11 protein-coding genes are annotated in these 11,896 nt (G+C 69.2%); 7 read left to right on the forward strand and 4 right to left on the reverse strand.

Going from position 1 to position 11,896, the window contains the following annotated elements:
• The first annotated feature begins 104 nt into the window (after positions 1-104).
• The 6 genes from RZ1_RS31285 to RZ1_RS12420 all read left to right on the forward strand — a co-directional run bounded on the left by RZ1_RS31285 (position 105) and on the right by RZ1_RS12420 (position 7,258).
• Positions 105-467 (forward strand): hypothetical protein, encoded by a 363-nt coding sequence (locus tag RZ1_RS31285; protein ID WP_072812246.1) that lies wholly within the window; start codon positions 105-107, stop codon positions 465-467.
• Complete coding sequence (locus tag RZ1_RS12400) at positions 461-1,594, forward strand: class I SAM-dependent methyltransferase (protein WP_072812248.1); 1,134 nt, start codon at positions 461-463, stop codon at positions 1,592-1,594. The genes RZ1_RS31285 and RZ1_RS12400 overlap by 7 nt, the downstream gene beginning before the upstream one ends.
• Positions 1,595-1,702: 108 nt before the next feature.
• Positions 1,703-2,554, forward strand: a complete 852-nt coding sequence (locus tag RZ1_RS12405; RefSeq protein ID WP_174565196.1) for a Bax inhibitor-1/YccA family protein — start codon at positions 1,703-1,705, stop codon at positions 2,552-2,554.
• Positions 2,555-2,705: 151 nt separating this feature from the next.
• Positions 2,706-4,091 (forward strand): cystathionine beta-synthase, encoded by a 1,386-nt coding sequence (locus tag RZ1_RS12410; RefSeq protein ID WP_072812252.1) that lies wholly within the window; start codon positions 2,706-2,708, stop codon positions 4,089-4,091.
• Positions 4,092-4,167: 76 nt separating this feature from the next.
• Positions 4,168-5,319, forward strand: a complete 1,152-nt coding sequence (locus tag RZ1_RS12415) for a cystathionine gamma-synthase (protein WP_072812254.1) — start codon at positions 4,168-4,170, stop codon at positions 5,317-5,319.
• Positions 5,320-5,383: 64 nt separating this feature from the next.
• Positions 5,384-7,258, forward strand: a complete 1,875-nt coding sequence (locus tag RZ1_RS12420) for an SEC-C domain-containing protein (protein ID WP_072812256.1) — start codon at positions 5,384-5,386, stop codon at positions 7,256-7,258.
• Between the two features lie 16 nt (positions 7,259-7,274).
• On the opposite strand, the gene RZ1_RS12425 is transcribed toward RZ1_RS12420, so the two are convergent.
• From RZ1_RS12425 to RZ1_RS12440, 4 genes are read right to left on the reverse strand one after another with little or no spacing between them, the layout of a single operon-like run.
• A complete protein-coding gene (locus RZ1_RS12425) occupies positions 7,275-7,871 on the reverse strand; it encodes a DUF305 domain-containing protein (RefSeq protein ID WP_072812258.1) in 597 nt (198 codons plus the stop codon).
• The gene (locus RZ1_RS12430; RefSeq protein ID WP_072812260.1) at positions 7,868-9,400 is read right to left on the reverse strand and encodes an LVIVD repeat-containing protein; all 1,533 of its coding nucleotides are present in this window, start codon (positions 9,398-9,400) and stop codon (positions 7,868-7,870) included. Before RZ1_RS12430 ends, RZ1_RS12425 begins: the two co-directional genes overlap by 4 nt.
• On the reverse strand, positions 9,397-10,272 hold the full coding sequence (locus RZ1_RS12435; RefSeq protein WP_072812262.1) for an alpha/beta fold hydrolase: 876 nt from the start codon (positions 10,270-10,272) through the stop codon (positions 9,397-9,399). The genes RZ1_RS12430 and RZ1_RS12435 overlap by 4 nt, the downstream gene beginning before the upstream one ends.
• Positions 10,269-11,159, reverse strand: coding sequence for an oxygenase MpaB family protein (locus RZ1_RS12440; protein WP_072812264.1), 891 nt, complete (start codon positions 11,157-11,159; stop codon positions 10,269-10,271). The genes RZ1_RS12435 and RZ1_RS12440 overlap by 4 nt, the downstream gene beginning before the upstream one ends.
• A gap of 44 nt (positions 11,160-11,203) precedes the next feature.
• On the opposite strand from RZ1_RS12440, the gene RZ1_RS12445 reads away from it, so the two are divergent.
• Positions 11,204-11,842, forward strand: coding sequence for a TetR/AcrR family transcriptional regulator (locus RZ1_RS12445; protein ID WP_072812265.1), 639 nt, complete (start codon positions 11,204-11,206; stop codon positions 11,840-11,842).
• The last annotated feature ends 54 nt before the right edge of the window (positions 11,843-11,896 follow it).

Here is an 11,896-nt window from a genome sequence, read left to right on the forward strand (position 1 = left end):
GTCGGGTGCGGCACCGCCCGGCGCTGATCGATCGCGCAGATTCGTTTACCGTGTTGCCGCCGGGACTACCGGAAAACGACACTGCGATCAGAAGTGGGACACAGATGAAGAAGACTCTCGCGGCGCTGTTGGGTGCAGGGGCTGTCCTGCTTGCGGCGGCGTGCGGATCCTCCGACGAGGGATCCGACTCGGCCGGCGACGCCACAACGGCCACCAGCGCAGCCGCCTCCGGCGACTCCGCGGCCACCGGCTCCACAGGAGTCGAGCTCGGCCAGAGCTACGACGAGATCTGCAACGCGATGCTCCCGTACTTCGACCAGCTCGAAGGATGGGGCCAGAACCGCGACGAGGCCGCCAAGGCCGTCGCCGATGCCCAGCAGATGCTGCCGGGCTGGGCCGACCTCGACGAGGACCAGAAGGCCGACACGCTCCGCGCCATCGAGAACGCCGGCAAGGGCGAGTGCTGATCGACTGCCAGGAGCTGTTCACCAGGTTGCGGCGCCTCCCCGACGTGGAGGCGCCCAACCTGGTCGCCGTGGATGCCGCCGACCGGCTGCTCCTCGACGAAGCCGACGCCGCACTCGCCGCGGCCCCGGCCGGCACCGTCGTGATCGTCGACGACCAGTACGGTGCCCTCACCCTCGGTGCTGCCGTACGGCACGACAGCACCGGACTGCGGGTCCACCAGGATTCGGTGGTGGGGGAGCGAGCCCTCGCCGGAAACGCCGACCGGGAGGGTCTCACCGACCGCTACACCCGGTACGATCTCGATGCCGCCCTGATGACGGGCGCAAGGGTGGTGCTGCTGCGGCTGCCGCGGTCGCTGAGTGCGCTCGACGAGATCGCCGAGACGATCGCCCGGCACGCCGACCCCGGCGTGGTCGTCTTCGCCGGTGGTCGCGACAAGCACATCTCCCGTGCCATGAACGACGTGCTGGGGCGTTCCTTCGCGGACGTGCACGCCTCCCGGGGCAGGCAGAAGTCGCGGGTGCTCACCGCCCGCAGCCCCATGCCCGGCCCGTCCACCTATCCGGTGACCGACACCCTCCCCGACCTCGGGCTGGCGGTCGTCGCACACGGTGCCGCTTTCGCCGGTCCGCGTCTGGACATCGGCACCCGGTTCCTGCTGGAGTTCCTGCCGCGCACGCGCCGGGACGCGGCGGTGGCGGTCGACCTGGGCTGCGGCACCGGCATCCTCGCGGTGTCCCTGGCCCGGCAGAACCCGGACCTGCGGATCGTCGCGACCGACCAGTCCGCGGCCGCGGTCGCGTCCGCGGCCGCGACCGCCGCCGCGAACGGTGTCGCCGACCGCGTCGAGGTGCTGCGCGACGATGCCGCCTCGACGCTGCCGGACAACTCCGTCGACCTGGTGGTGTGCAATCCGCCGTTCCACATCGGTGCCGCGGTCCACACCGGTGCGGCGGAGAAGATGTTCGACGCGGCCGCTCGGATCCTGCGTGACGGCGGCGAACTGTGGACGGTGTACAACTCGCATCTCAACTACCGCGGAACGTTGAAGCGGGTCGTCGGAAAGACCGACGTCGCGGGACGGAACCCCAAGTTCACGGTGACCAGGTCCGTGCGAACCCGGTAGAGTCCGGTTCGTCCGGTCTCCAAGTGCGCGATGTCGGAGACTGCGGGAACTCCCGCGGCTCGCGGCGCGTTGACCGGACAGAACCGACCACCAGAAGGGATGTGCACGGTGCGCACCACCAGTAACCCGGTGTTCCGCAACCTGCCCAAGCAAGAGGGCGGCGGATACGCCACGTTCGGCTCTGCGACGGCAGGCGCCGCGCAGGTCACCCAGCAATTCGGTCAGCCGCAGTACACGCAGCAGGATCCGTGGGCCCGCCCCGCGACCACCCGCGCGATGACCATCGACGACGTGGTCACCAAGACCGGCATCACGCTCGGTGTGCTCACTGTCTCGGCGCTGATCTCGTACTTCCTCGTCAACTCCAACGTGAGCCTGGCCGCGCCGTTCGTCATCGGTGGCGGTCTGATCGGCCTGGTGCTGGTCCTCGTCGCGACCTTCGGCCGCAAGATGGACAACCCGGCGATCGTCCTCGCCTACGCGGTCGCCGAGGGCTTCTTCCTCGGTGCGCTGTCGTTCATGTTCACCGATATCACCTTCGGTGGCGCCGGCGGCGCCACACTCATCGCGCAGGCAGTGCTCGGCACGTTCGGCGTGTTCTTCGGCATGCTCGTCGTGTACCGGACCGGCGCGATCCGGGTCACCCCGCGCCTGACCCGCATGATCGTCGGCGCGCTCATCGGTGTGCTGGTCCTGGCGCTGGGCAACCTCGTCGCCGGCTTCTTCGTCGACGGCGGCCTGGGCCTGCGCGACGGTGGAACCGTCGCGATCATCTTCAGCCTCGTGTGCATCGGCATCGCCGCGTTCAGCTTCCTGCTGGACTTCGACGCCGCCGACCAGCTGATCCGCGCCCAGGCGCCGGAGAAGGCCGCGTGGGGCGTCGCGTTCGGTCTCACCGTCACCCTGGTGTGGCTGTACGTCGAGATCCTGCGACTGCTCAGCTACTTCCAGAGCGACTAGTCACTGCCCGAACCCCCGACTGCCCGTGCGCGTTTTTGGTAGTTCCCACTACCGAAAACGCGCACGGGCAGCGGTGTTTCTGTCGTGTTTCTGCCGGGCCGGCGAGACGGTCGGCGGGCCGGACCACATCGTGAAATGAGAACATGGACCCATGCGCATCGCGGATACCGTCGTCGACCTGATCGGCAACACCCCCCTCGTCAAACTCAACTCGGTCGTGAAGCCGGGTTCGGCGCTCGTCGCGGCGAAAGTCGAGTACCTCAACCCGGGCGGTAGCTCGAAGGACCGCATCGCGGTCAAGATGATCGACGCCGCCGAGGCGTCCGGCGCGCTCGAGCCCGGAGGCACCATCGTCGAGCCGACCTCCGGAAACACCGGCATCGGCCTGGCCCTCGTCGCGCAGCAGCGCGGCTACAAGTGTGTGTTCGTCTGCCCCGACAAGGTGAGCGAGGACAAGCGCAACACCCTCAAGGCGTACGGCGCCGAGGTCGTCGTGTGCCCCACGGCGGTTCCGCCGGAGCACCCCGACAGCTACTACAGCGTCTCCGACCGCCTCGCCCGTGAACTGCCCGGCGGCTGGAAGCCCGACCAGTACTCCAACCCCGGCGGCCCGGAGAGCCACTACGAAACCACCGGCCCCGAGATCTGGCGCGACACCGACGGCAAGGTCACGCACTTCGTCGCCGGCGTCGGCACCGGTGGCACCATCACCGGCACCGGCCGCTACCTCAAGGAGGTGTCCGGCGGGAAGGTCAAGGTCATCGGCGCCGACCCCGAGGGCTCGGTGTACTCGGGCGGTACCGGCCGCCCCTACCTCGTCGAAGGAGTCGGCGAGGACTTCTGGCCCAGCGCGTACGACCCGTCGATCCCCGACGAGATCATCGCCGTGTCCGACGCCGACTCGTTCGAGATGACCCGGCGCCTCGCCCGCGAGGAAGGCCTGCTCGTCGGCGGCTCGTGCGGCATGGCGGTCGTCGCCGCCCTCGAGGTCGCCGAGCGGGAAGGCCCCGACGCGGTCGTCGTGGTGCTGCTCCCGGACGGTGGCCGCGGCTACCTGTCGAAGATCTTCAACGACAAGTGGATGGCGTCCTACGGCTTCCTGCGTTCGCCGCTCGACGGCAAGCCCGACGACTCCACCGTCGGGGACGTTCTGCGCGGCAAGTCCGGCGACCTGCCCGACCTTGTGCACACCCACCCGTCGGAAACCGTGCGCGACGCCATCGAGATCCTCCGCGAGTACGGGGTGTCGCAGATGCCCGTCGTCGGCGCGGAGCCGCCGATCACCGCCGGTGAGGTCGCCGGGTCGGTCAGCGAACGCGAACTGCTCAGCGCCGTGTTCGAAGGTCGTGCACAGCTCGCCGACCCGGTCGCCGAGCACATGAGCCCGGCGCTGCCGCTGATCGGCGTCGGCGAGTCGATCGGCGCCGCAACCAAGGCGTTCGGAGACACCGACGCCCTCATGGTCGTCGACGACGGAAAGCCCGTCGGCGTGATCACCCGTCACGACCTGCTCGGATTCATCAGCGCAGGCTCCTGACCAACCGACCCCCGGTCCGGTGACGTGCTCGACGTCACCGGACCGCGGCGTATCCGGTGCCGATAGGCTGGACCGCATGAGTGAGCAGCACAGCCACGGATTCTCCACCCGAGCCGTCCACGCCGGATACGAGCCCGACCCGCAGACCGGCGCGGTCAACGTGCCGATCTACGCGAGCTCGACGTTCGCGCAGGACGGCGTCGGCAACATGCGCAACGGATTCGAGTACGCCCGCACCGGCAACCCGACGCGACGGCCGCTCGAAGCGAACCTCGCAGCGCTCGAAAACGGAACCTACGGGCGCGCGTTCGGTTCCGGCATGGCCGCGACCGACTGTGTCCTGCGGTCGGTGCTGCGCCCCGGCGACCATCTGGTGATCCCGAACGACGCGTACGGCGGCACGTTCCGCCTCATCGACAAGGTCTTCACCCAGTGGGGCATCGAGTACACGCCGGTCGCGGTCAACGACGTCGACGAGGTGCGCGCGGCGATCCGTCCGGAAACCAAGCTCGTGTGGATCGAGACGCCGACGAACCCGCTGCTCAACATCGGCGACATCGCCGCGATCGCCGAGGTCGCGCATGCCGGTGACGCAAAGCTGGTGGTGGACAACACGTTCGCTTCGCCCTACCTGCAGCAGCCGCTGACGCTCGGCGCCGACATCGTGCTGCACTCGACGACGAAATACATCGGCGGCCACTCCGATGTGGTCGGTGGCGCGCTGGTGACGAACGACGAGGAACTCGACACCGCGTTCGCGTTCCTGCAGAACGGTGCCGGTGCCGTCCCCGGACCGTTCGACGCGTACCTGACGCTGCGCGGGATCAAGACGCTCGCGCTGCGCATGGAACGGCACAGCGACAATGCCGAGCAGATCGTCGACCTGCTGTCCGGGCACAAGGCAGTGAGCCGGGTGCTCTACCCGGGGCTCGAATCGCACCCCGGTCACGCGTTCGCAGCCAAGCAGATGCGCCGGTTCGGCGGCATGATCTCGCTGCGTCTGGCCGGTGGCCGCGAGGCTGCGCTGGACTTCTGCAAGCGCACCGAGATCTTCACGCTCGCCGAGTCCCTCGGCGGTGTCGAATCGCTCATCGAGCATCCGGGTGCGATGACGCACGCCTCGACCGCCGGCTCGGCGCTCGAGGTTCCGGACGACCTGGTCCGCCTGTCGGTGGGCATCGAGGACGCCGCCGACCTGCTCGCCGACATCGAGCAGGCGCTGGGATAGACGGCATGCTCCGCCGGTCGGTTGCGTCCTGCACCCGGCCGGCGGACCCGTACGATCGACAGCTGTGAGCACAGACTTCGACGCCCTCGCCGATGCCGCCCTCGACGTGCTCCACCGGCACGGTCCGCTGACCGACGACGACCTCGCCGCGCATCTCGCCGACGCGGGATTCGGCGACGTAGACGAACTGGTGGACACGATCGTCGACCTCGACCACCCGTACCTCGACCTGCTTCCGGACGGGCGCAACGTCGCCGTCGACACGATGCTCGAGGGACGGGTGTTCACCCATCGGCTCTCGGCTGCGGAGATCGCGGCGGACGCGGTCGGGGTCGACGAGATCGCCCCCGCGCTGATCCCGGCATCCGGCGATCCGGAGCACGACGGATTCGAGATCGTCGGCAACGACCCGGAAGACGAGCTGCTCGCCGAGCGGGGCCTGTCCGACGGCGAGCTTCCCGACTTCGAGATCGTGCTGTTGCCGCCCGGATCGCTCGCCGGCTGGTCGGCCGGTGACGTGGTGGCGTTCGGCGTCACCGAGGGCCGGGTGCGATGGCACCGCGTCGACGGGGAGCTTGCCGCCGGGCCGGACCTGGCCGCCCTCGTTGCCTCCGACGCCGAGTTTCCGATCGTGCTCGAGGATTTGATCCTGAACCTCGCGGCGGACGACCCGGCGGCATTCGCCGAACCGGTCGTTCCGCTGAACGAGTGGATCACCGCCGCCGGCTTCGAGCGGTGGCGGGACGTCATCGCACCGGGTGGCTTCGATTTCGCCGAGTACTCGCGCGACCGCAGGTTCGCCGCCTACGCAGACGAGCTCGAACTCGACCGGGAATCCGTTCCGGATGTCCTGACGTTCGTCGCGCTCGTCGAATCCTTCGAGGACGGTGTCGAACTCGACGCGCGGTTCGTCGACTACGGTGCCGCTCTGTATCAGGGGCTGTCCGATCCGTATGTCGCGTCCGTCGCGATGGGGGAGATCCTTCGACGCGAGCTCGCGCCGTCGTCGCTCGCTCAGGCAGCAGAGGTGTTGCTGTCCTTCGGATCCCGCCGTATCGCTGCGCCCGCGCACTGGTTCGCGGGGCGGGCCGCCGAGTTCGACGGCCGGATCCAGGACGCCGAGCGCCGGTACGAGCAGGCTGTGGCCGTGGACACCGAATTCGCACCCGCACTCGTCACCCTCGCGCGCTACGCGTCCGACCGCGGTGACGCCGTGCGCGGCCTCACCCTCCTCGACCGTGTCGAGGGTGGGGACGAGGAACCCCTGTACGAGGTGCTCCAGTTCTTCCGGCCTGTCGATCGCCCCGACCTCGGACGCAACGACCGCTGCTGGTGCGGTTCGGGACGGAAGTACAAGGTGTGCCACCTCGGCAAGGCGGACCACCCGCTGACCGAACGCGCCGCGTGGCTGTATCAGAAGGCCGCGATGCACACCGATCTTCCCGAATGGTCCGCGCTGCTGTTCGTGCTCGCCGATGTTCGCACCGCACACGGCGACACCGGCGACGCGGCGTTCTACGAGGCGCTCACCGATCCGCTGGTCACCGATACCGCGCTGTTCGAGTTCGGGGCGTTCGCCCAGTTCGTCGAGCAACGCGGGTATCTGCTGCCCGAGGACGAACTCGACCTGGCCAGGCAGTGGCTGACGGTGAAGCGCTCGCTGTTCGAGATCGAGCAGGTGCAGCCTGGGGAGTCGGTGACCGTGCGGGACCTGCGCACCGGCGAGTCCTACGAGATCCGAGACCGGTCAGCGAGTCGCCGCGTGCGGACCGGCGCCCTGCTGTGCACCCGCGTCGTCCCGGTCGAAGACACCTGGCAGATCGTCGGTGGCGCCGAACCGGTCGCCGAGTCGCAGCGGTCCGCGCTGCTCGAACTGCTCGACGATCCGGACCTCGATCCGAGGGTCCTCCTGGACCGGTTGTCGGGTGGGAGCGACTGACACCGGTACGGCAGAGTCACGGATAGGGCAGGACGGAGGCGCCCCGCGCGTCCAGCGACACGGCCATCAGCGAAATCTCCTGTCGCTGTTCGTCGACGATCGCGGTCGCGCGGGCACGTACGGCCGGTACCGCGGTCGTGTGCGCCGCATCCGCCGCCATGTCTATCCCGCCCTGATGATGGCGAATCATCAACTGCAGGAACAGGATTTCGCGCTCGGTGCCGACGGCGTCGTGGAGGCGCGTCAGTTCCTCGTTCGTCGCGATGCCCGGCATGCCGAGATGGTCGTGCCCGGGCGGCTGGGCGGGTGCGCCCGCGAGTTCCAGCCAGCCGGTGAGGATTCCGATCTCCTGCCACTGCGACGCACGGATCTGCGCGGCGAGTGCCCGTACATCCGGCGCGGCGTCCCGGCCGAGCATGTCGGTCATGGTGATCGCCTGTTGATGGTGCATCGACACTTCCTGCGCGAACGCGATGTCGCTGTCGGCGAGTGCCCCCGTCGTGGCCGCGGTGCCGGTGTCGTGGTCGGACGAGATCCGTCCGACCACGACACCGAGCGTCAGGCACAGCGCGGCCACGACGAGCACCAGCGTGGTGCGAGGTGTGGTGCTCATCGCGGCGGATACACCGCGGGATCGAGCTGCAGCGCCATGAATCCGTTGTCCATGCACGTGACGTACAGCTTGTCGCCGTGGAACTCCGGCGGTGACAGACACCAGTCGGCGGACAGGTCGCCGCCGACGAGCCGGCTGCGGTCGTTGACGATTCCGCCGGTTCCGGTCTCGCCCTGCAGGATCGCGCGGGCAACGGCCAGCGTGCCGATGATCGGGGGTGCCGCGATCGATCCGAGCGTTGCGTGCAGCGAATTGGGCAGCTTCAGGTTCTTCCCGGTCTGTGCTGGTGGGTTGAAGTACGCGATCTCCCGGAACCGGTCGGGGTCGGTCACGTCGAACACGCGGATGCCGGACTGGATCCAGCCGCACGCCATCGCGCGCGGATTCTCGGGACGGTCGACGGTGCAGTAGTGCGCGTCGTAACCGAACGCGCCGTTCGCTGCGCTGCTCGCCGCCCACCGGTCCATGTTCTCCGGCAGGTTGATCGCGAGTTTCGCGCTGGTGCGCCAGCGCGGGGTGGCCGGTTCGGTGACATCGAACAGTTTCACGCCGCCAGAGCCGCCCTCGTCGACGGTGAAGATATGCGGCACACCGTCGTAGGTGACGTATACGCTGTGCTGGCTGAGCAGGCCGTCGGTCCAGATCTTCGACCCCAGGTGCGGCAGCGGGTGACCGATCACGGTGCGCGGCGGCCGATTCTGCACCGCCGAGATGTCGAGGATCGTCATCCCGGCCAGGTTCGACAGGAACATGGTGTTGCCGTCCGGTGTGAATCCCATGCCGTGCGCGGCGACGCCGGTGAGGCCGCCCCACACGACCATCGGCTGCGTGGGATCGGTGAGATCGACCGCGCTGACCCAGCCCGGTGCGATCCCGGACGCCCAGTAGGTGTTGCCGTCGGGGGAGAAGGCGCCCTCGTGGGTGGTGATGGGCACCGGCATGTTCGGCAGCGAACCGGTGGTCGTGTTCAGCAACCGCGGATGCGCGCAGTCCTCGGAGATGTCGTACACCGAGATGTAGCCGGCGCTTTCGATCAGCCCGACCCCGGTGCCGACGAGCAGTCCGCGCCCCTCGTGCACCTTCAGCGATTCCCAGGTGCCTCCCACCATCGCAGGTTCGGTGAGCACCGCCGTGCGCACCGGATGCGCCGGGTCGCTGACGTCGAGGACCTGCACGCCGGCGTCCTCGCCGAGCAGGTTGGTGGGGAATGTCGACGCGAGGTACGCGCAGTCGCCGTAGGTGGGGCTGATCGGCCCGGCACCCTGACCCTGGTACTGCCCGATCAAGTCGATGTTGCAGGTGTAGCCGTCGGTGCTGCGACCGGAGGTACGGTCCGCGAGCGGGACCTCGCCCTGGATCCCTGTTTCCACCAGGTCGCCGGGCCGGCAGGACGCCGGGTCGACGGCGGTGGGCCATATCCCGGTGAACTCGTCGAATCCCGCCGGTGGTGCCGCCGAGGCCACGGCGGATCCGGCGAGGAGGACGGCCGTGGTGGAGAACGTGATCGCCACCCTGGCTGCGCGGGTCATCGGTTCTCCTCCAGCAGGTTCCGGAGCACCGCGGTGACCTCGTCGGGTCGTTCGAGCGGTCCGCAGTGGCCCGAGTCGAGTTCGTGCAGCCCCAGCGGGTGCTGCAGTCGTGCGGCGATCGCCTGCGATCGCGCCGGTGGGGCGATCCGGTCGTGGCGGCCCGCGATCACCACGGCTGGAACCGGGACGTGGGCCGGGTCGATGTCGGCCCGCATGTTCACCAGCAGTGCTCCGTAGCCGCCGCGCCCGCGTGCCGAGGTCGCCGCGAGGATCGCGTCGACCTCGTGTCCGATCGACGGGTCCGCGGCCGCGCCGACCGCGACGTGGGCGAGCAGTTGGCGGCGCAGCGGCAGACGCCGCGGCAGCGGGACACGTGCTGCGGGCACGACCAACTGGGCCAGCCGGCGGCGCAGCGCGAGCGTGCGCTCGGGACCGCGGAGAAACCGCACGTGGTCGAGGATGTCGCCGGGGGTCGTGTTCACGAGCGCGACCGCCGACACACGGGTGGTCGTGTCTGCCCGGTACTTCTGCGCCCAGCTCATCACCGCGATGCCGCCCATCGAATGCCCGGCGACGACGGCCCGCTGCCCGTCCGGGGCGGTCGCGGCCAGCACCGCTTGCAGGTCGTCGGCGAGGTGGTCGAGTTCGTAACTGCCGGCCCGTGGGGCGGCGCTGCGGCCGTGTCCGCGATGGTCGTAGGCGACGACCCGGAAATCCTCGCTCAGGTCACGAATTTGGTTGCGCCAGAACAGAGTCGAGCAGAGGATTCCGTGGGCCAGCACGATCGTCGGGGCGTCGTCCGGCCCGTGGATCTCGGTGTGCAGGCGGGTGCCGTCGACGCTCCGCACGCCGACGATCCGTGCGCCGGTCACGGCTGCGACCGGGTGTTGCGTTCTGCGCGGCGCAGTGCCAGGCGTGCCTGCGGGATCATCCGTACCGATCGGGGCAGCCGCGGCAGGACGGTGCGTGATGTCGCGGCGAGCGCATCGAAGGCGAGTTGGTGGCTCCGGGTCCAGCGGACGCCGAGCATCGCGCGCAGCGCGGGCGGCAGCAGGCCGCCTGTGATCAGGGTGAGTGCCCGTCCGGCAACCGGTCGCGCGGTGTAGTTCCACAGGAACTCGTTGCGCAGCAACGGAACAGGAGGCGGTTGGGGTGATCCGACGACCGCGAGGACGCGGTCGGTGACGTCTGACCGTGTCAGCTTGGTCGCGGACATCTCGTCGAACCACGAACAGAACTCGGCCCAGTCGGCCGGCATGTCCTGTTCCCGGACGCCGTAGAGACGACCCACCTGCCGCATCTCCAGGTAGAACTGTTCGGCCTCGCCCGGCCGCCAGCCGCGACCGAGCAGTTTCTGCTGGGTGTACACGCCGTGCACGAGGCTCGCGTGGACCCAGTGGAACGCTTCGGGATTCAGTGAACTCCATCGCGATCCGTCGGGGTTCGTGCCCTTGATCGTGCGGTGCAGATCCCGGAGGCGGCGGGCCGTGGCGAGTGCCTCCTCCTGGCCGTAGACGACGCCCATGATCATGTCGAGCGTGCGTTCGGCGCGTCCGTACGGGTCGGATTCGAAGACCGAGAATTCGCGCACCCCGGTCGCGACGATCGGATGCGCGACGTCGATCAGCAGACGCCGCGACGCCCCCAGGACGAACGTCAGGTCGCCGAAGACGGACCACGCGACCGAGTCCGGACCCAGCGGGGGCGGATCGATATGGGTGTTGTCCGGCTCGGGTTCTGTCCCCACCGCGTGCGTCATGAGATTATTGGTAGCAGAATAGTCTCAAATGCGATAGTGGACCGATGACCCGCCCCGGTGCACCGCTGACCAGTCTCTTCGGCCGTGCGATCGAGCAGGTGTCGTCGGCTCCGGAGGTGGACGACGGGGTGTTCGACGCCGCGCTCGCGGTGCTGGCCGAGCGTGGCACCCGGGCGGCGACGATGGACGACGTGGCCGCGCGCTCGGGGATCAGTCGCGCGACCCTCTTCCGCCGGTTCGGTGGCAAGGACGCGCTGTTCGAGGCGGCGCTGGCGCGTGCGCTGCGAGGGTTCCTCACCGAGATCGGCACGACCTTTCTCACCGTCACCGATCCGGTCGAGCGCATCGAGGCGGCCTTCGTCGCGTGCCTGCGGTTCCGTCGGCGGTTCGTCGCGGGAAAGTCGGATCCGGCGCACGGTGCCGCGCTGGTGGCGATGCTCTCGGCGGGCGACCCGTCGCCGCTCGAACTGGGCCGGAGGTTCGTCGCCGCGCGCATCGAGGCGGGGCAGTCGGAGGGTGTGCTGCCCCCGGCGGACGCGGACATTCAGGCCGACGCGATCATCAGGCTGACGCTCAGCTACCTCGTGCTGCCGAGCCCCGTGTACGACCTGGACGACGTCGAGGTGGCTCGCGCGGTTGCCCGCCGGGCGATAGCGCCGCTGGTCACCGGCATTCCGAACTGAGTTTCGGGGCCGCTTGCGGGCCGTCGCGCTCTCCCGAGGGCCCCGGTACCGGGG

It is taken from the genome of Rhodococcus zopfii NBRC 100606 = JCM 9919 (genome assembly GCF_001895025.1).
GTDB lineage: Bacteria > Actinomycetota > Actinomycetes > Mycobacteriales > Mycobacteriaceae > Rhodococcus > Rhodococcus zopfii.

Excerpts from the sequence above, each read along its gene's own strand:
- RZ1_RS31285 (WP_072812246.1), top strand. The coding sequence starts at position 105 with ATGAAGAAGACTCTCGCGGCGCTGTTGGGTGCAGGGGCTGTCCTGCTT.
- RZ1_RS12440 (WP_072812264.1), bottom strand. The coding sequence starts at position 11,159 with ATGACGCACGCGGTGGGGACAGAACCCGAGCCGGACAACACCCATATC.
- RZ1_RS12430 (WP_072812260.1), bottom strand. The coding sequence starts at position 9,400 with ATGACCCGCGCAGCCAGGGTGGCGATCACGTTCTCCACCACGGCCGTC.
- RZ1_RS12415 (WP_072812254.1), top strand. The coding sequence starts at position 4,168 with ATGAGTGAGCAGCACAGCCACGGATTCTCCACCCGAGCCGTCCACGCC.
- RZ1_RS12445 (WP_072812265.1), top strand. The coding sequence starts at position 11,204 with ATGACCCGCCCCGGTGCACCGCTGACCAGTCTCTTCGGCCGTGCGATC.
- RZ1_RS12425 (WP_072812258.1), bottom strand. The coding sequence starts at position 7,871 with ATGAGCACCACACCTCGCACCACGCTGGTGCTCGTCGTGGCCGCGCTG.
- RZ1_RS12410 (WP_072812252.1), top strand. The coding sequence starts at position 2,706 with ATGCGCATCGCGGATACCGTCGTCGACCTGATCGGCAACACCCCCCTC.